Here is an 18,209-nt window from a genome sequence, read left to right on the forward strand (position 1 = left end):
GGAGCGCGGTCATGAATGAACAATTACTGAAGGTCGTCGTGCGCAAGCGCGAGATCCAGGGGCACGATGTGGTCGTCCTCGACCTGGGGCGTGGCGATGGCGCGGCATTGCCGGCATTCGAGGCGGGCGCCCATGTCGATATCCATATCGCTCCTGGCCTGGTGCGCCAGTATTCGCTGTGCGGCGATCCGGCCGATGGCGCGGTATATCGCCTTGGAGTCCTGAAGGACCCGGCTTCCCGGGGCGGTTCGCAAGGCGTGCATGAAATCCTGCTCGAAGGACGCGAGGTGCAGATCAGTACGCCGCGCAACTTGTTCCCCCTGGCACCGGGTGCCGGGCGCAGCATCCTGCTGGGAGGCGGGATCGGCATCACGCCGATGATCGCCATGGCCCATACCCTTTATCTGCAAGGCGCCGACTTCGAGCTGCACTACTGCGGTCGTTCGCGCAGCCGCAGTGCCTTCCTCGCGGAACTGGCCAGCGCGCCGTTCGCCGATCGCGTACAGACTCATTTCGATGACGAGAGCCCGGAGCAGCGCCTGGACCTTGCGCGGGTGCTGGGGCCTGGCGCGGTCGGCACCCACCTGTATACCTGTGGCCCGGCAGGCTTCATGGATTGGGTGATCGCCGGTGCCCAGGGGCAAGGTTATGCCGAGGACCATATCCACAAGGAGTATTTCCAGGTGGAAGTGGATACCAGTGGCGAGGGCTTCGAGGTGGTCGCCGCCCGCAGCAACAAGAGCGTTCGGGTGGCCGCCGGCCAGAGCATCCTCGATGCCTTGGCCCAAGTGGGGATCAAGATCGAGATTTCCTGTGAGCAGGGGGTATGCGGAACCTGCTTGTGCGAGGTACTCGAAGGCGAGCCGGACCACCGCGACGTGTACCTGACCGATGAAGAAAAAGCCGCCAACGACCAGATCCTGGTGTGCTGTTCGCGGGCTCGATCGAAAAAACTGGTGCTGGATATCTGAGGGCAACGAGCATGGTAGACGTAAACCAATTTCGCAACGCGATGGCCCTGCTCGGTGGCGCCGTGACGGTCATCACCACCGATGGTCCTGCCGGCCGCTTCGGCTTCACCGCCTCGGCGGTATGCAGCGTGACCGATGTGCCGCCCACCTTGCTGGTGTGCATGAACCGCTCTTCGTATTCCAACGCCCAGTTCAAGGCCAACGGCGCGTTATGCGTGAATGTCCTGGCCGGTACCCACCAGGCCCTGTCCGGAGCCTTCGCCAACAAGGCGCTGAGCATGGAGGAGCGCTTCGCCGCTACCCACTGGACGGTACTGGAAAGCGGCGCGCCGGTGATGCAGGAGGCCCTGGTGAACTTCGATTGCCGTATCGCCCAGGTCCACGAGGTGGGGTCCCACAGCATTTTCTACTGCCAGATCCAGGGCATCCGTCACGGTGCCGGAGATGATGGACTGGTGTACTTCAACCGGGCTTATCACCGGGTGTGCGAGGCGTCCAGGACATGCTGAGTCCGGGGTGGTTTCGCTCCAGCAGGGCTAAAGGCTTTCCAGGTTGTGGAACACCACTTCCAGCATATGGTTCAGCCGTTGCACCTGGGCCTGGGTCAGGCCCTTGAAGCTGCGCTGGAACAGTTCGTGGGTGATGTCCTGCATGCGCTCGATGGCGCGCTGGCCGGTCTCGGTGATGCGTACCTGGGTGACGCGGCCATCCTCAGGGCTGGGGGCTGTGTCCACCAGCCCGTCGTCCTTCATGCGGTAGACGATCTTGGTGATGGTCGACAGCTTGGCGATGGCATGGGTGGAAATCTCGGAAATGCTCGATTCGCCGTTTTCCTTGAGGATCCACAACACGCGCCAGCGCGGCACGTCGAGGTCGACCTTCTTGAGCAGGCGCTCCATGTTCTGGGTATAGCGGCCATGGGTCCGGGCCAGCCAGTAGAAAGGGAAGTCTTCCTTGCGAAAGTCGCTGCTGGCAGGGTCGTGGTGGGGTTGGCCGGGGATCTTGGAATTGCTCATCGATTCACTGCTTGTCCGTGGTAGGTCGCGCCGTCGTAGCCAGTTCCACATCCGGTGCCAGCCGGCGCGAACGGCCTGGCACCGAGTAGATGGAGCGTGGCGATTTTACTGGAATATTCAGTTGATTGTTCAACTAGTCGGCAGGCAGTCCCGGGGCTCAAGGGCTGACTGTCGATCCTGGAAAAGGATTGCATGAAATGACCATCATAGTTGAGTCACTGGACCTGGGCGGCAGCGGCCCTCGGGTCATGATCAAGGACACCATCGATGTCGCCGGCACCGCCACTCGCGCATCCAGCCGGGCCCTGGAGCAGGCGCCGCTGGCCGACCAGCATGCCGAGGTGGTCGGCCACCTGTTGGCCGCTGGCGCTCGCTTGACCGCCAAGGTGAGCCTGCATGAATTGGCGTTTGGCACCACTGGCATCAACCGCTACCTAGGGACGGCGGCCAATCCGCGGTTCCCGGGGCACATCCCCGGCGGCTCTTCCAGCGGTTCGGCCGCCGCAGTGGCCGCCGGCCTGGCGGATTTCAGCCTGGGCACTGACACCGGTGGCTCGATCCGGGTCCCGGCCTGTTGTTGCGGGGTATTCGGTCTCAAGCCGACCTTCGGCCGGGTCAGCCGCCACGGCGTGATGCCGGCGCGCAGCAGCCTGGATTGCGTCGGCCCTTTGGCCGCGAGCCTACCCATGCTGATTCGCGCCATGGGCATGATCGATCCGATGTTCGCCGCCGCCCAGGTCCCCTTCCAGGCCAGGATCGGGGTATTGCCGGTGCTCGCCGCGCCAGCGATCCTCGAGGTGGTCCAGCACACGCTGGCGGCCAGCGGCCTGACCCTGCTGGATGTCGAACTGGAGCATTTCGCTGCGGCCTATGACGCTGGCCTGGTGGTCATCAATCGCGAGACTTTCGAAGGTTGTGGCCACCTGCTGACCAGTGGCCTGGTGGGCGCGGACGTTGCCGACCGACTGGCTGCCGCCGGCCAGACCAGCGATCAAGCGCTCGTCGAGGCTGAAGAGGTGCGCCGGCGCTTTACCACCGAGGTCGACCAGGCGCTGGCTAGCTGCGATGTGCTGGCCTTGCCGACCATGCCCGACTTTCCCTTGCGCGTTGAGCAGGCCGCCGATACCCGGGCGGTGCTGGGCATGACCTCGCTGGTGCGACCGTTCAACCTGTCCGGGCATCCGGCGTTGAGTATTCCGTTGGGCAGCGAGCAAGGGTTGCCGGTGGGCCTGCAACTGGTGGCGGCCAAGGGCGCGGACGCCAAGCTGCTAGCGGTGGCGCAGCGTCTGCTGCTCGGCGTTCATGACGCCAGCGGGCTCTGACCCTTTGCCGCGATGTGTCCCCCCATTGCCGAACCCGAGGTCCGGATGAGCGATATCTCCCACTTGCAGGTCCGCCTGCGCTTCTTCGAAAGCCAGCAGGCGATCCGCACCTGCATCAATCGCTACATGACGTTGTGCGATGCCCTCGACGCCCGCACGCCCCTGGATGAACTGGCCGGCCTGTTCACCCGCGAGGCGGTCTGGGAGGGCAAGGGTGCCCGCTACGCCGCGACCTTCGGTGGCTACCAGGGGCGCGAGGCGATCCGCGCGATGTTCGCCACCTATATGAAGACTCCGGCGCACTTCGCCTTGAACACGCATTTCCTGGCCAGCGAGGTCATCGAAGTGGACGGCGACCAGGGCCAGGGCAGTTGGATGATGCTGCAAGCCAGTAGCTTCGCCGAGGGTGGTTCCCACCTGAACGCGGCCAGGTTGACGGTGCGCTTCGCTCTGGAAGAGGGGCATTGGCGGATCGCCCGTTTCCAGACCGAGAACCTGTTCAGCCGGCCCACGACGGCATGGAACAGCGATGCGCAACTGCCGGTCCCGGGACAAGGCGGCTAGTCGTTTCCAGGGGCTCGATTCCTCGCTGTTGCCAGCCGGTCAGCCCTGCGGGCTGTCAATGCCGAGCATGGTGGCATGCCGGAAGTCCCGGGCGCTGCAACCGAACCGTGCCTTGAACACCCGGCTGAAATAGGCCATGTCGGTGAAGCCCGAACGATAGGCCAGGGTGCTGATCAGGGCGGTTCTTTGGGAAAGACTGCCCAGTTGGTCGGCGCATGCCTGCAGGCGGATATCGAGCAGGAACCGGCCGAACGAAGTCTGCTCGTCCTGGAACAGGCTGTTGATGTAGCGTGGCGTCACGCCGAATGCCCCCGCCACGCCTGTCAGGGAGAGTTCGCTGTCCGCCAGGTTGGCCCTGACATGACGCTTGATGCGATACAGCAGGGACGTGCGGCGCACGGAAGGCTGGACGATGCCCTTGCCGCGTTCGGCCAAGGCCGTGGCCAGCAGGTCCAGGCCCTGCTGCGTGAGCTGGCGCCGGGATTCGCTGCTGACGCTGTCATCGAGTCGGGCCAGGCCGGTCAGGTAGTCGAAGGCCAGTCGTGCCACTGGGTCCTTTCGTGACAGCGCCAGGGCAGTCAGTTGTTCGATGTTACCGATGCGCTCGCGCAGGGCCTGGCAGGGAACCTGCAGCACGGTCTGGCGGAAGCTGCCGGAAAAATGCAGCTCGTACGGCTGGCGCGTGTCATAGACGGCAAAGTCCCCTTGCGCCAGGGCCGCCTCGCGGCCGTCCTGGATCACCTGCGAGCAGCCTTCGTGTGCCAGGTTGATGAGTACGTACTCGTCCGGGCTGCGGGCTATGCAATGCCGGTCGCGGCGCACCAGCTGGCGGCTGGCGCGAATCTCCACTACCCGCAGCACGTCCAGGTCGTGGGCGCACAAGCGCCCGTCGAAGTCCAGCTGTGCGTCGATCCGGCACTCCAGCGGGACGAAGGTCGCACACACCACGTCCTGCCAGAAGGCCTGGCGTTCATGGGGGCGGATATCGTCGGTATCGAATCGAACGAGCATGGCTTGGCGTCACGACAAGGGAACGGTGGGCAATGAAGAATGCAATTCGAAGGCCAGCGGCGACTGTTCCTCCAGGGTCAAGCATCGCTTCCTTCAGGTCCTAAAGGATCGTTTGGCGCTGCCCTTAACCTCTGGTCATCACTCGATGGAGGTCAAGACATGCAAGCCAAGATCAAGGTCGCCTGCGTCCAGGCGGCCCCGGTTTTTCTCGATCTGCAAGGTACGGTGGACAAGACCCTGGCGCTGATCGAGGAGGCGGCCAGCCAAGGTGCTCGTCTCATCGCCTTTCCGGAAACCTGGATTCCCGGCTACCCCTGGTTCTTGTGGCTGGATGCACCGGCGAACTACATGCCGTTGGTGCAGCGCTATCACGAGAACTCCCTGGTACTGGACAGCGAGCAGGCCCGGCGGATCAGCGAGGCGGCACGCCAGCATGGCATCCATGTGGTGCTGGGCTACAGCGAGCGCGAGCATGGCTCGCTGTACATCGGCCAGTGGCTGATCGACGACCAGGGGCGCACCCTCGGGACTCGGCGCAAGCTCAAGGCCACCCATGTGGAGCGGGTGCTGTTCGGGGAAAGCGATGGTTCTTCGCTGGCCACCTTCGACAGTCACCTGGGCAAGCTGGGTGCCTTGTGCTGCTGGGAACACCTGCAACCGCTCAGCCGTTATGCGATGTACGCCCAGCATGAGCAGATCCATGTCGCCGCCTGGCCGAGCTTTAGCCTCTATCGCCGCGGTACGGCGGCGCTGGGGCCGGAGGTCAACCTGGCGGCTTCCCGGCTGTACGCCGCCGAAGGCCAGTGCTTCGTGCTGGCATCCTGCGCCGTGGTGACCCCGGACATGCTCGATCTGCTCTGCGCCACCGACGAGCAACGCGCGCTGCTGGAAGCCGGCGGTGGCCATGCACGAATCTTCGGGCCAGATGGCGCGGACCTGGTCACTCCGCTGGACGAGCATGAAGAAGGCATCCTCTACGCGACGCTGGATCCGGCTGCGCTGATCGGCGCCAAGCTCGCTGCCGATCCGGTCGGCCATTACGCGCGTCCGGACGTCACCCGGCTGCTGTTCAACCGCAGCGCCTACACCCCCGTCGTGGAATGTGACGCCACCACCATCAGCGAAATTCTGGACATGGCACCGCAGGAGGTCCTGTGAGCATCGAATCGGCTATTCCCAAGCACCTGGTGTGCCCGCGCCTTGAAGCGGCCAGTACGCCACGCAATTACCAGGTGCCATTTCCGGCCTGGACGGCGCGCTTCACGCCGCTGGTGGAGCGGGTCGTGATGGCCTGTTTCGGCGTACAGGCCCCTGGGCCGCTGGAGCTGGAAAGCCTGGCGCCGTATATCGAGCGGTTTGCCCTGGTGGACGGACCCTTGTATTGGGACCCGGCGCAATGCCAGGACGCGACGGGCGCGCATAACCTGGTAGCCATCGCCTATTGGGCCGATGTGGCAGCCTTCGAGCGTTGGCGGAGCAACAGCGGGTTCGACCAGTGGTGGCAGTCGCCGGAGCGGGAGACCGAGGCCATTGGCCGGTTCGTCGAGATCGTGACGCCGGGCCAGGAATGGTTCGAGACATTGTTCTCGTCCCTGAACGGTGTCGAGGGTATCGCCCATCTCGCCAGCGGAATGAGTGGTGTGGTCCGTGAACATGGCTATTGGGGGAGCGCCCGGGATCGGCTGCCTCGGGCCCAGGTGGACAAGCTGGTAGGTGCACGCGGTGATGCTCCGCAAAAGACCGGGACAGGTGCCCGGGTACAGGTGCCAGGACGGCAGAACCTATGCCTGATCCGCTCCGGCCAGGACTGGTCGGCGACCTCGCAACAGGAGCGGGAGCTCTACCTGAGCGATATCCAGCCGGTGCTGCGGGCGGGGATGGATTTTTTGCGGGACGAGGGGCGCAGTATCGGTTGCTCCAGTTGCCGCCTGATGCAGGTGTTGGACGCCTGTACCGGCGCGCCACTGGAAAAGAGCTTCGGGCTCGCGCATTTCGACGACCTTGCCCAGCTCGAAACCTGGGCCAGGAGCCATCCGACCCACCTGGCTATCTTCGGGCGCTTCACGCGCTATACCCAGGCGCTCGATTTCCAGATCGCCTTGCGGTTGTACCACGAGGTGGCGGTCATTCCCGCCAATGCCCAGTGGTTCGAATACATCAATTGCCATGGCCGCACAGGTTTGCTGCGCGGCTGATTTCCAGGCGGGAGCGATCAATGAACAAGTCCAGGATGGCGTTGTACTGCCTGCCGTTCGCCTTTGCCGAAACGGTCCGTGCCCAGGAAACCGCACCGGGCGACTACGAGCCGGTGCCGGCTGGCAAGACTGCATTGCTGATGTACTACCAGCATGCCCGTAGCTCATCGTTCTACCGTTCTGGCCATAGAGTCTCGAACGATTTTCGCATGCGCTCCGACATGGGCCTGCTGCGCCTGGTGCAATCGGTGCCGTTGAGCGACCGGCTGTATTGGGAGCCCCAGGCGATCCTGCCTTTCGGCCAGTTGCGCACGGCAGGCGATGCCAGCGCGCTGGGGGACGAGTCGGGATCGGGCGACCTGAACCTGGGATCGGTGTTCAAGCTCCGGCTCCCTACGCGCCAGGGTGACATGCTGGGCCTTGGGGTGTTTGTCCAGGCGCCCACCGGCAGCTATGACCGGGACGATGCTCTGAACCTTGGGGAAAACCGCTGGCGCCTGATGCTGCAGGGCGCCTACGTGCACCACTTCGACGAGCGCTGGGCGCTGGATACCGTGGCCGATATCAGCTGGTATACGCGCAACCACGACTACGGTCCGACCGGGGCGAACCAGAAGCAGAAGGCCCGCTATGAGTACCAGGCGTTCCTGCGCTATCAGTTGGCACCGGCCACCACCCTGGGCTTTGGCGGTGGCTACGTCACGGGCGCGCGTACCTGGGTGGCCGGTGACGACCAGGACGATGAACTCAAGACTTCCTATGCCCGCCTGACCCTCACTCATTTCCTGGTACCGGACCTGCAGGCCCAAGTGCAGTTGGGCCGTGACATGGAGGTGGAGCAGGGCTTCAAGGAGCGCGCACGGCTCAATTTGCGGTTGGTGAAGTTGTTCTGATACCGGTTGTCGCTCCGCCTGAAACGAAGAGAATCATCAAGATTCTTTTGTTTTTCGGCGCAGAGGCGCAGGAAAAAACGATACCGATCAGTTCGCCGGGGGCCATGCCGGGCCGAGCAGGTTTCGCTCTCGCGGGGTACGGCTCTCTACTGGGCCGGCAGCAGGAAGCGCGCGAGCACCGGCAGGTGGTCGGAGATGCGCAGGGTATCGTCCTGGCGGACCCGCGACTCCACGCGCTTCAGGCGCGGGCTGTAGAACAGGTAGTCGACGGTCCGGTCCGGCCCATCGAGATCGGGGTCGTTGGGATAGTGGGTCAGCCAGTGCGCGCGGTCGGCACCGCTGGCTTGGGTATTGCTGGGGATCATCGGGTACTTGTCCCACAAAAGGTGCAGGGGGCTGTCGGCACTGTAGGGCGCGCGTTGGTTCTCATCCAGGCGCCGGTACTGGCCCAGGGGCAGCAGGTTGAAGTCGCCGCCGATCAGCCAGGGAGTGCCACGGCCTTCCAGTTTGTCCAGGGTCCTGGCGATGGCCGCGACTTGCCGGGCCTGGGTCTCGCCGGCCTGCTGCGCACGCTCCAGGTGGGTATTGAGTACCGCCAGTTGTCCGCCGTCGTTCAGGGGCAGGTAGCTGAGCAACAGGGCGTCTCGCGGCAGGAATTGCCGGCTGATGACGTTGTGGTCCGCCACCGGCAGTTGCAGGCGCTCGGCGTGTTCGATGCGATAGCGGCTGAGGGTCGCCAGTTGCCGGCCGACGCTGCCGAGGATATGCACGGAGGGAACGAAGTCGGCCTTCCAGTCGTAGGCCCGGGTGCTGCAGGGATAGAGGTCGGCCAGGCGTTCCTGGAGAAGCTTGAGCTGGTCCTGGTAGGCGCTGGCCTTGGCGTTGTCGTCCACTTCCTGGAGCAGCACCAGGTCCGGCTGTTCGTCGCGGATGACCCGGGCCACTTCGTCGAGGCTGAAGGCCATGTCCTCTAGTGTGGGGCGTTCGTCCTGGCCATGGGCCTGGTCGTTCCAGAACACATAGCGCTTGCCGGCCAGGTACTGCAGGTTCCAGGTCATCACCTTCAACGCTTGGCCCGGTACCAGCGGCGCGGCTTCGGCGCTACAGGAAACCGCCAGGGTTTCCTTGGCCTGGGGACGCCAGGTCAGGCTGTAGATCAGACCGGCCAATACCAGGCCGATCAGCAGCAGGCTCAACAGGGTCACGCGAAGTAGACGGATCATCGGCTCGGCTTATGGCGTTGCGGGATGGGGTCCGAGCATACCCGAGTGCGCAGCCGTCCCCCAAGGGGTAGAGCGGCCGCGCCGGGATTTCAGTGCTTGTACGGCTGCTGGCTGATCAGCATGAACAGGCGGAACAGCACCACGCTGGTGAACAGCTGGAGGAAGCTGTAGGCGCTGTCGATGGTCAGTGCCACCAGCGGCGTCGGGTCTGGATAGGCGGCTTCGCTCATGCCCTTGAGCAGCCAGAGCGGGGTCATCACGCACAGGATGCACGCCAGGATCCGCAGGAAATGCCCGCGGCTCAGGCGAAAGCTCTCGGTGATGGCATTCAGCGGCGATGCCCCCTTGAGTACCAGCAGGTACTCGGCGAAGGCCAGGACCACCATCAGCCACAGGCCCGGCAGGAAATACAGCGACAGCCCCAGCAAGATCAGCAGGGTACTGACCGCCGTCAGCAGGGCGAAGCGCGGCCACAGGCTCAGGCTCATGGCCAAGAGATCGCGGGTTCGGGGCGATTCGCCACGGGTACGGGCATCGAGGAGCAGGATCAGTGCGCCGGTGTACAGCGGATACACCAGCAGGCCGACGATCACGCTGTACCCGGAAAAGGCATTCGGACCCAGGGCCTTGCCGGCAGCCTGTTGCAGCAGCGCCTCGAGAATCACCAGTGGCAGGCACAGCTGGGCGATGCGCCCGAGGTTGCGTCGAAAGAAATACAGGGAGTCGCGCAGAACGTCTAACGGATTCATCGAAGGGGTCGCAGTGGCGAAGCGGTTGGACACTTTAACCGATGCAGGCCCCGGGGAAGCAAACGTAAACCTTGGGTAAAGACCATTGAAAGTCGCCGCACCAACCCCATAACTGTTGCGTATCGCGGTCCCTTCGGACCGTAGAGCGGATTTTTACCGGCAATCTAAAGAGGTCGCCATGAATAGCGAAGAGCAAACCCTGATCGATGGACTGTTTTCACGGTTGCAGCAAGCCGAAACGGATTCAGCCCCGCGTGATGCCCAGGCCGAGGCGCGGATCAAGGAGCATCTGACCCGCCAGCCTGCGGCCGGGTATTTCATGACCCAGGCGATCCTGGTGCAGGAGGCTGCCCTCAAGAGCCTTGACGAACAGAACAAGCAACTGACCCAGCAAGTCCAGCAACTGCAGGCCCAACTGCAACAGGCCAAGTCCCAGGCGGCTCCGGCCCCGGCCCCGAGTGGCGGGTTCTTGTCGAGCATCTTCGGTGGCTCCCGCGAAGCGCAACCGGCCCCGACCGCGAGCCCGGCGCCATCTTCCGGCGGTGGCTGGCGTGAGCCGCCACGCCCGGGCTTTGGCGCGCCACAGCAGAATTTCGGTGCGCCCCAGCAGGGGTTCGGCGCTGCGCCGCAACAGAACTACGCGCCGCAGCAGGCGCCGGCGGCTGGCAGCAGTTTCCTGGGTGGCGCGCTGAAGACCGCCGCCGGTGTCGCAGGCGGCGTGATGCTGGCTCAGGGCATCAGCAGCCTGTTCCACAGCAACCAGCAGCCCCAGGAAGTGGTCGAAGTCATCAAGGAAGAACCGGCGCCGGCCAGCGACAACAGCGGCTGGGGCAATGACGAACAGCGTTATGCCAACAACGACTCCTGGGGCGGCAACGACCAGGGTGGCTTCAACGACGCGGGCTACGACAACGACGACAGTTCGTTCTTCTCCGACGACGATTCCTTCGTCTGACCTACCATCGGTCCGGGGCCACAACATGCCCCGGGCCGATAATTCGCGGAACAATCCCTGGCGCTGGCATACTGGACGACTTTTCCGACCCCAAGGGTCGATCCGGTTGCCGTGCTGCTGCGCCATGAGGATTAGCGGTGAAAAAAATCGCCCTGTTCGCCGATGTGCAAAATCTCTACTACACCGTGCGCCAGGCTTATGGCTGTCACTTCAACTACGCGGCGCTGTGGGCCGATATCAGCAAGCACGGGCAGATCGTCCAGGCCTATGCCTATGCCATCGATCGCGGTGACAGCAAGCAGCAGCAGTTCCAGCAGATCCTGCGCAACCTGGGCTTCACGGTAAAACTCAAACCCTACATCCAGCGCAGCGATGGCTCGGCCAAGGGCGACTGGGACGTGGGTATCACCATCGACATCATGGACGCCGCCAGCCAGGTGGATGAAGTGGTGCTGGCCTCCGGCGACGGCGATTTCGACCTGTTGCTGGAGCGCATCATCCACAAGCATGGCGTCAGCGCGGTGGCCTACGGAGTGCCGGGGCTGACCGCCAATTCGCTGATTCGCGCCGCCAGCCGCTATGTGCCGATCGAAGGCGCCTTGTTGTTGAAAAGCTGAAAACAGATTCATACGGAGCAAAACAGGTTTGGAACGCATTGCCGTCATCGACTTCGAAACCACCGGGCTTTCCCCGAGCAGCAGTTGCCGGGCCACCGAGATCGCCGTGGTGATCCTCGAACAGGGGCGCATCGTCGAGCGTTACCAGAGCCTGATGAACGCCGGCGTGCGGGTACCGGCGTTCATCGAGCAATTGACCGGCATCAGCAACGCCATGTTGCGCGGGGCTCCCTCGGCGGAGCAGGTGATGAACGAAGTCAACGAGGTCGTCGGTACCACGCCGCTGGTGGCGCATAACGCCGCCTTCGACCAGAAGTTCTGGGATTTCGAATTGGGGCGGATCCGGCGCACCCGGTTGCAGAACTTCGCCTGTTCCCTGCTGCTGGCCCGGCGCCTGATGCCGGCGGCGCCGAACCACAAGCTGGGCACCCTGACCGCCTACGCCGGCTTGCCGCATACCGGCCAGGCCCACCGGGCCATGGCCGACGCCGAGATGGCGGCCAACTTGCTGGTGCACCTGGCGGGCGAACTGCGCGATACCCACGGCCTGCACCAGTTGTCCCACGATTTCTTGTGCAAGTTGCAGAAGGTTCCGGCGGCCAAGGTGCCCGAGCACTTGCGGCGCCATCGCTGACGCTCCGCAAGCCCCATCGGAATCTGCGGCCGCAGGGGCCGAGGGCCTGGAGAGTCTGCAAGCAAGGCCCCGTGGAGCCGGCGGTGGATCAACCGGACGGTTTGCCGTTGCTGTCCAGGTGCCCCAGGGGCAGGCGCCGTTCAATGGCGCTGGAGAGCACGATGGAGGTCTTGCTGAAGCCGAACTGGGCGACGCGGTTGATCAGCTCTTCCAGCTCCGGCATCGAACCCACGGCGGCCTGCATGATCACGCAGGGATCGCCCGTGACCCGGTGGCATTCGGTGAGTTGCGGAATCTTGATCAGTTCGTCATAGCTTTTCTGGTTGCCGTGCTGGGCCAGGCGCAGTTCGATGACGCACTGGATCGGCAACCCCAGCTTGTTCATGTCGACCTTGGCCTGGTAGCCGGTGATCACGCCGCAGGCTTCGAGCTTGGCGACCCGCTCGGCCACGGCAGGTGCCGAGAGATTGACCTTGCGCGCCAGCTCGGCATAAGTCGCCCGGCCGTTTTCCAGCAGTTGGGCCAAGAGCATGCGGTCATACTTGTCCATGGAAGGTTCCAAAACACCCTGGCTTTCGAAAGCAAGGTATATAGCCTCGAACTCCATGTTTTGGAAAGTGTACTGCTCTTAAAAACAAGTTTTGTAACTTAAGCTTGCCCCGTTCGGCTTTCTACAATGGGCCTTCCCTGCCTGTCTCCTGAGTCGTACCCCATGCCTGGCCAAAGCCGCTTTCCCTTGCCGTTGATCGCCGCATTCTTTGCCCTCTACGTGATCTGGGGGTCGACCTACCTGGTGATCCGCATCGGTGTCCAATACTGGCCACCCTTGATGCTTGCCGGTATCCGCTTCGTACTCGCCGGCAGCCTGATGTACGCGTTCCTGCGCTGGCGTGGAGTCCCGGCGCCCACCTGGGCGCAATGGAAGGCCGCCGGGATCATCGGCATCCTGCTGCTGAGTTTCGGCAACGGTGCGGTGACGGTCGCCGAGCACCTGGGCGTGGCTTCCGGAGTGGCGGCCCTGGCGGTGGCCACGGTGCCGTTGTTCACCTTGCTCTGCGGTTATTTCTGGGGCACGCGCAATACCCGCCTGGAGTGGGCCGGCATCATCCTCGGGATGATCGGCATCGGCATGCTGAACCTGGGTTCCAACCTGCAATCGAGCCCCTTGGGCGCGGCCCTGTTGCTGTTCGCCGCAGCGGCCTGGGCCTTCGGCTCGGTCTGGAGCAAGCATTTGCCTCTGCCCCAGGGGGCCATGGCCAGCGCCGCGCAAATGCTCGTCGGTGGTGTAGTGCTGCTGCTGGGCAGCCTGCTGCGCGGCGAGCGCCTGGAAGCCATGCCCGCCCTGGAGGGCTGGCTGGCGCTGGCCTACCTGGCAGGCTTCGGTTCGATCATCGCCTTCAATGCCTACATGTACCTGCTCAAGCACGTACGCCCGGCGGCGGCCACCAGCTATGCCTACGTCAACCCCGCGGTGGCGGTGTTGCTGGGCATCGTCTTCGTCGGCGAGAGCATCGGCTTCGAAGAAGCGCTGGCGATGCTGGTGATCATCAGCGCCGTGGTGTTGATCGGCCTGCCGCAATGGCGCAAGCCCAAGGCCGTGGCCCGGGAAGAGGCCGCCTGATTATGGCGGAGTCGGCTGGCTGGCCAGGTGGCGTTCGAGAAAACCGCCGATGACCTGGACCGCTTGCTGGTGAATCGCTTCGCGGTCGCGCTTGTCGCCGTCCCGGCAGATGATTTCATCCTCGGGGTCATCTGCCCTGAGCAGGGCCGTGGCTCCCGGCTTGCAGAGCTGCATGAAGCTGAAATGGCTGGCATCGGCGACCACCAGCAGGCTTGAGGTGGCCGGCGGCAGGTGGGCTTGCAGATAACCCGACTCCTGTTCCACCGGCATGCCGGCAATGTTCACCCCGGCGCCCAGGATCAAGGTCGGCGTTCGCACCGCTGCCAGGCTCTGTGGGGTAAATCCGCGGACCAGCCCCGGGTCCAGTGACACCACGGCCTTGATTCGCGGGTCTCGCAGGTCGGCACTCAGCTGGCCCTGGTTGCCTGCAGCGATACCCAGTTCCGCAGCCAACCCGCACAGGCGCGGGTTGGGATGCAGCCGGCATTCCTCGAGGAGGCGTTGCGGACTGTAGCGTCCGCCGGCCAGCGCGGTGACTGTCCAGCCGCCCAGGGAATGGCCGATGGCGGCGATACGCTGCGGATCGACGGCGCCGGCCAGGCTGCTGTCGGCAGTGAGCGTGTCGATCACCCGACTCATATCGTGGGGGCGCTCCCAGAGCTTCGCCGCTTCTGCCGGGCGTCGGTCGAAGGTCGTGGTGCCAGGGTGGTCTGGAGCTGCGACCACATAGCCCTGGTTGACCAGGTTCGGTACCAGCCAGCTGAGGTTGCGCCAGCTGCCGCGATAGCCGTGGGACAGGACCACCAAGGGGTGGGCCGCCGGGCCAGGCGAGGCATCCTTGATGGCGGGCAGGCCCTGGAAGACCGGGGTCTGTGCGGATGTCAGCAGCGGCGCGGGTGTCTCGGTGGGATACCAGAGGGCGACATGCAGTGGGCGTTGGCCGCTGGCATCCGCCACGGTGATTTCACGGAAACCGATGAGTTCGGCAGCTCCGGCAAGGGGGAGGAGCAGGGCCAGAGACAGGCCCGCGAGCATCCGTGCGGACAGGGCGATATTGCGCATTGGGACTCCATGGACAAAGGACGCCGGGCATTGCCCGGCGTTGTGGTTTCAGCGCGAAGGAATCACTCGAGGCCGATAAGCAGCGCTATCGCGAAGACCACCGCCGCCAGGGCCAGGCAAAACAGCAGGCTGACTCCCGCCACTGGCCATAACGAGACGAAGTTGCCGCCGTTGGCCTTGTGGTCCACCACCTGGGGGCCGAACAGTTGGCGCGCATAGGCGTTCATCCCGTAGATCTGCGGCAGGATGAAGACCACGGCGGGAACGTTATCCGGAAGGAAAAAGCCTGCCAGGGTCATGGCCAGGAAGACACCGATGCCCATGGTCCAGGCTTTTCTCACCTCAGCCTCGCGCCCCAGTGCCTTGAGGTTCCGGCTGATGAAATAGGCTCCCGCGATGGCGGTGCCGAGGAAGGTGCTCAGGCCGATGGCTGCGACACTGTAGAGGCGCAGGTTCTGATCGACGGTCGGGGCGATCCGCAGTTCGGCGGCGGGGGCCTGGAACGGGTTTTCTTGGTCCATGCGAGGTGAGACTCCTTGAGGGGGGGAGGGCCGAGAAGATGTCCGGTGCGCAGGGCGCGGGGCATTCTTTAGGGCCGGCTGGGGGGCGAGCATACACGCTCCCGGGCCGGCGGGGATGGTCCGTAAGTGGGGCCGTGAATTAGGGTAAACTGCCGCCCATTGCATTCCTGTGCTGACTCTTTCCTACGGTATCCCCATGACATTCGCCACTCTCGGCCTGATCGAACCCTTGCTGCGCGCCCTTGAACCCCTTGGCTACCAGGCCCCGACCCCGGTGCAGGCCCAGGCGGTTCCGGCGGTGCTGGCCGGTCGCGACCTGATGGCCGCAGCCCAGACCGGCACCGGCAAGACCGCCGGTTTCGCCCTGCCGCTGTTGCAGTTGCTGACCCTGGAAGGTCCGAAGGTCGACAGCAATTCGGTGCGGGCGCTGATCCTGGTGCCAACCCGCGAGCTGGCCGAGCAGGTCCACGACAGCGTGCGCCAGTACGCCGAACACCTGCCACTGCGCACCTACGCGGTGTATGGCGGAGTCAGCATCAACCCGCAGATGATGAAGCTGCGCAAGGGTGTCGACCTGCTGGTGGCGACACCTGGCCGCCTGCTGGACCTGTTCCGGCAGAACGCGGTGAAGTTCGGCCAGTTGCAGACCCTGGTGCTGGATGAGGCCGATCGCATGCTCGACCTGGGGTTCTCCGAAGAGCTCAAGAGCATCTACGCAGCCCTGCCGAAAAAGCGCCAGACCTTGCTGTTCTCCGCGACGTTCTCCGATGCCATCCGCCTGTTGGCCGGGCAGATGCTCAATGACCCGCTGAGCATCGAGGTCAGCCCGCGCAACGTCGCCGCCAGCACGGTCAAGCAATGGGTGGTACCGGTGGACAAGAAGCGCAAGCCGGAACTGTTCAGCCACCTGCTGCGCAAGAACCGCTGGAAGCAGGTGCTGGTGTTCGCCAAGACCCGTAACGGCGTGGACGCCCTGGTGGAAAAACTCCAGGGCCAGGGCGTGAATGCCGACGGCATCCACGGCGATAAGCCCCAAGCCACGCGCCAGCGTGCCCTGGACCGGTTCAAGCTGGGCGAGATCCAGATCCTGGTGGCGACCGATGTGGCGGCCCGCGGCCTGGACATCGAGGATCTGCCGCTGGTGGTCAACTTCGACCTGCCGATCGTCGCCGAGGACTACGTCCACCGCATCGGCCGCACCGGACGTGCCGGTTCCACCGGTGAAGCGATTTCCCTGGTCTGCGCCGATGAAGTGAACCTGCTGTCGGCGATCGAAATGCTTACCCGCCAGACCCTCAAGCGCCATGAGGAGCAGGATTTCGAGCCCGAGCACCGGGTGCCCGAGACCGACGCCAGTGGCCAGGTGGTGAAGAAGCCTAAAAAGCCGAAGAAGCCCAAGGCTGCCGGTGGTGCCGGCAAACGCAACCTGGGGCGTTGGGTCGATAGTGGCGAAGTAGCCGCCGAGCCTGCGGTGAAGCCGGTGCGCAAGGTGCCGGCCTTCAACACCGGCCCGCGCAAGCGCAAGCCGTAAGCACCGCGGCCAGTTGCCGGCGGCAGGTCCGGGCCTGGCCGCCCAGCTACCTGGCCTGGGGCCTGCGGGGCTCGGCTAGCCATTGGAGGATGCCGTGCCCGGCCCGGCGTCCGCTGGCGAAGCAGGCGGTCAACAGGTAACCGCCGGTGGGGGCCTCCCAGTCGAGCATTTCTCCGGCGCAGAACAGCCCAGGCTCCTGCCGGATCATCAAGCGTTCATCCAGTGCTTCGAAACGTACGCCGCCGGCACTGCTGATGGCTTCGTCCAGGGGGCGGGGCTTCACCAGCGTCAGTGGCAGCGCCTTGATCGCCGCCGCGAGGCTGGCCGGATCATTGAAGGTCGTGGCCGGTGTCAGCTCCCGCAGCAAGGCGGCCTTGACGCCATCGATCCCCAACTGGCTATGCAGGTGCTTGGCCATCGAACGCGAACCACGAGGCTTGGCCAGGGCCGCCTGGACCTTGTCCCGGGGCTTGCCCGGCAGCAGGTCGATATGAATGGTGCCTTGGCCGTGCAGGTTGATCGCTTCACGGATCGAGGCCGAAAGGGCATAGATCAGGCTGCCCTCGATACCCTTGGCGGTGATCACGCATTCCCCCAGCCGTGGCGTGTCGTCGTTCAAGCCGATAGCGACATTCTTCAATGGCGCCCCGGCGAACTTGCTCTGCAGCAACTCGCTCCAGGCACTGACCTCGAAACCGCAGTTGCTCGCCTGCAGCGGCGCTACCTCGACCCCGCGTTGCGCAAGCAACGCCATCCAGGCGCCATCGGAGCCCAGGCGTGCCCAACTGCCGCCGCCCAGCGCCAGTAGCACTGCGTCGGGGCGTACCGCGCTTTCACCCTCGGGATGCTGGATACGCAGGCTGCCGTCGGCATTCCAGCCGAGCCAGCGATGCCGGGTGTGGATAACCACCCCGGCCTCGCGCAGGCGCTTGAGCCAGGCGCGCAGCAAGGGCGCGGCCTTCATGTCGCTAGGAAACACCCGGCCGGAGCTGCCGACGAAGGTCTCGATCCCCAGTCCGTGAGTCCACTGGCACAGGGCCTGGGCATCGAAGTCGCGCAGCCAGGGGGCGATTTGCGGCGCTCGTTCGGCATAGCGCGAGAGAAAGGCCGGATAGGCTTCGGAATGGGTGATGTTCATGCCGCCCACGCCCGCCAGGAGGAACTTGCGTCCGACCGAGGGCATGCCGTCATACAGGTCGACCCGGACTCCCGCCTGGCTCAGGACCTCGGCAGCCATCAGGCCGGCCGGGCCGCCACCGATGATGGCAACGTGGTGGGACAGGGAGGAAGGGGATCGAGTCATGGCGGGGCGGTGCTGGTGGAG

Annotated in this window: 20 protein-coding genes; 12 read left to right on the forward strand and 8 right to left on the reverse strand. The window is 64.5% G+C overall.

Translation table 11 applies throughout. The features are described from left to right. Nucleotides 1–11 precede the first annotated feature (11 nt). Nucleotides 12–971, forward strand: a complete 960-nt coding sequence (locus CAG11_RS15630) for a PDR/VanB family oxidoreductase (protein ID WP_085596983.1) — start codon at nucleotides 12–14, stop codon at nucleotides 969–971. 11 nt (nucleotides 972–982) lie between these two features. Continuing rightward, nucleotides 983–1,480 carry a flavin reductase gene (locus tag CAG11_RS15635; RefSeq protein WP_085596984.1) on the forward strand — a complete coding sequence of 166 codons (498 nt, stop codon included), beginning with the start codon at nucleotides 983–985 and terminating at the stop codon, nucleotides 1,478–1,480. Nucleotides 1,481–1,507: 27 nt separating this feature from the next. On the opposite strand, the gene CAG11_RS15640 is transcribed toward CAG11_RS15635, so the two are convergent. Continuing rightward, a complete protein-coding gene (locus CAG11_RS15640; RefSeq protein WP_085596985.1) occupies nucleotides 1,508–1,987 on the reverse strand; it encodes a MarR family winged helix-turn-helix transcriptional regulator in 480 nt (159 codons plus the stop codon). 197 nt (nucleotides 1,988–2,184) lie between these two features. On the opposite strand from CAG11_RS15640, the gene CAG11_RS15645 reads away from it, so the two are divergent. Beyond that, nucleotides 2,185–3,309 (forward strand): amidase, encoded by a 1,125-nt coding sequence (locus CAG11_RS15645; protein ID WP_085596986.1) that lies wholly within the window; start codon nucleotides 2,185–2,187, stop codon nucleotides 3,307–3,309. A 45-nt stretch (nucleotides 3,310–3,354) separates the two neighbouring features. Next, entirely contained in the window at nucleotides 3,355–3,873 is a 519-nt protein-coding gene (locus tag CAG11_RS15650) for a nuclear transport factor 2 family protein (protein WP_085596987.1), read from the forward strand. A 39-nt stretch (nucleotides 3,874–3,912) separates the two neighbouring features. Here the strand turns inward: CAG11_RS15650 and CAG11_RS15655 are convergent, their stop codons facing one another. Continuing rightward, complete coding sequence (locus CAG11_RS15655; protein WP_085596988.1) at nucleotides 3,913–4,884, reverse strand: helix-turn-helix domain-containing protein; 972 nt, start codon at nucleotides 4,882–4,884, stop codon at nucleotides 3,913–3,915. 159 nt (nucleotides 4,885–5,043) lie between these two features. Between CAG11_RS15655 and CAG11_RS15660 the strand changes: the two genes are divergently transcribed. Genes CAG11_RS15660 through CAG11_RS15670 form a run of 3 tightly spaced genes read left to right on the forward strand, consistent with a single transcriptional unit; the run spans nucleotide 5,044 to nucleotide 7,972 of the window. Continuing rightward, nucleotides 5,044–6,042 carry a carbon-nitrogen hydrolase family protein gene (locus tag CAG11_RS15660; RefSeq protein WP_085596989.1) on the forward strand — a complete coding sequence of 333 codons (999 nt, stop codon included), beginning with the start codon at nucleotides 5,044–5,046 and terminating at the stop codon, nucleotides 6,040–6,042. Continuing rightward, nucleotides 6,039–7,079, forward strand: a complete 1,041-nt coding sequence (locus CAG11_RS15665) for a phenylacetaldoxime dehydratase family protein (protein WP_256578611.1) — start codon at nucleotides 6,039–6,041, stop codon at nucleotides 7,077–7,079. Before CAG11_RS15660 ends, CAG11_RS15665 begins: the two co-directional genes overlap by 4 nt. 20 nt (nucleotides 7,080–7,099) lie before the next feature. After that, nucleotides 7,100–7,972, forward strand: a complete 873-nt coding sequence (locus tag CAG11_RS15670) for a transporter (protein WP_085596990.1) — start codon at nucleotides 7,100–7,102, stop codon at nucleotides 7,970–7,972. Nucleotides 7,973–8,118: 146 nt separating this feature from the next. Here CAG11_RS15670 and CAG11_RS15675 read toward each other — a convergent pair whose 3' ends face one another. Both CAG11_RS15675 and CAG11_RS15680 read right to left on the reverse strand, forming a co-directional pair. Further along, nucleotides 8,119–9,195 (reverse strand): endonuclease/exonuclease/phosphatase family protein, encoded by a 1,077-nt coding sequence (locus tag CAG11_RS15675; RefSeq protein ID WP_085596991.1) that lies wholly within the window; start codon nucleotides 9,193–9,195, stop codon nucleotides 8,119–8,121. A gap of 89 nt (nucleotides 9,196–9,284) precedes the next feature. Next, nucleotides 9,285–9,944: a YciC family protein gene (locus tag CAG11_RS15680; RefSeq protein ID WP_085596992.1), complete on the reverse strand. Its 660-nt coding sequence runs from the start codon at nucleotides 9,942–9,944 to the stop codon at nucleotides 9,285–9,287. Between the two features lie 178 nt (nucleotides 9,945–10,122). Here CAG11_RS15680 and CAG11_RS15685 point away from each other — a divergent pair, with 178 nt between their 5' ends. The 3 genes from CAG11_RS15685 (at nucleotide 10,123) to CAG11_RS15695 (ending at nucleotide 12,150) form a co-directional block, all read left to right on the forward strand. Next, the gene (locus CAG11_RS15685) at nucleotides 10,123–10,899 is read left to right on the forward strand and encodes a DUF2076 domain-containing protein (protein WP_085596993.1); all 777 of its coding nucleotides are present in this window, start codon (nucleotides 10,123–10,125) and stop codon (nucleotides 10,897–10,899) included. 137 nt (nucleotides 10,900–11,036) lie between these two features. Further along, the gene (locus CAG11_RS15690; RefSeq protein WP_022641159.1) at nucleotides 11,037–11,516 is read left to right on the forward strand and encodes an NYN domain-containing protein; all 480 of its coding nucleotides are present in this window, start codon (nucleotides 11,037–11,039) and stop codon (nucleotides 11,514–11,516) included. Between the two features lie 28 nt (nucleotides 11,517–11,544). Beyond that, nucleotides 11,545–12,150: a PolC-type DNA polymerase III gene (locus CAG11_RS15695; RefSeq protein ID WP_022641158.1), complete on the forward strand. Its 606-nt coding sequence runs from the start codon at nucleotides 11,545–11,547 to the stop codon at nucleotides 12,148–12,150. An 88-nt stretch (nucleotides 12,151–12,238) separates the two neighbouring features. Here the strand turns inward: CAG11_RS15695 and CAG11_RS15700 are convergent, their stop codons facing one another. Further along, entirely contained in the window at nucleotides 12,239–12,700 is a 462-nt protein-coding gene (locus CAG11_RS15700; protein WP_085596994.1) for an Lrp/AsnC family transcriptional regulator, read from the reverse strand. Between the two features lie 162 nt (nucleotides 12,701–12,862). On the opposite strand from CAG11_RS15700, the gene yedA reads away from it, so the two are divergent. Beyond that, nucleotides 12,863–13,771, forward strand: coding sequence for a drug/metabolite exporter YedA (gene yedA / locus CAG11_RS15705; RefSeq protein WP_085596995.1), 909 nt, complete (start codon nucleotides 12,863–12,865; stop codon nucleotides 13,769–13,771). Here the strand turns inward: yedA and CAG11_RS15710 are convergent, their stop codons facing one another. Then, entirely contained in the window at nucleotides 13,772–14,833 is a 1,062-nt protein-coding gene (locus tag CAG11_RS15710) for an alpha/beta fold hydrolase (RefSeq protein ID WP_085596996.1), read from the reverse strand. A 62-nt stretch (nucleotides 14,834–14,895) separates the two neighbouring features. Continuing rightward, a complete protein-coding gene (locus CAG11_RS15715; RefSeq protein WP_085596997.1) occupies nucleotides 14,896–15,354 on the reverse strand; it encodes a hypothetical protein in 459 nt (152 codons plus the stop codon). Nucleotides 15,355–15,550: 196 nt separating this feature from the next. Between CAG11_RS15715 and CAG11_RS15720 the strand changes: the two genes are divergently transcribed. Then, the gene (locus CAG11_RS15720) at nucleotides 15,551–16,885 is read left to right on the forward strand and encodes a DEAD/DEAH box helicase (protein ID WP_085596998.1); all 1,335 of its coding nucleotides are present in this window, start codon (nucleotides 15,551–15,553) and stop codon (nucleotides 16,883–16,885) included. Nucleotides 16,886–16,931: 46 nt separating this feature from the next. Here CAG11_RS15720 and CAG11_RS15725 read toward each other — a convergent pair whose 3' ends face one another. Beyond that, nucleotides 16,932–18,188, reverse strand: coding sequence for a TIGR03862 family flavoprotein (locus CAG11_RS15725; protein ID WP_085596999.1), 1,257 nt, complete (start codon nucleotides 18,186–18,188; stop codon nucleotides 16,932–16,934). Nucleotides 18,189–18,209: the final 21 nt, after the last annotated feature.

The sequence above is a fragment of the Pseudomonas sp. B6(2017) genome (assembly GCF_002112765.1).
In the GTDB taxonomy this organism is placed as follows: Bacteria; Pseudomonadota; Gammaproteobacteria; order Pseudomonadales; family Pseudomonadaceae; genus Aquipseudomonas; species Aquipseudomonas piscis.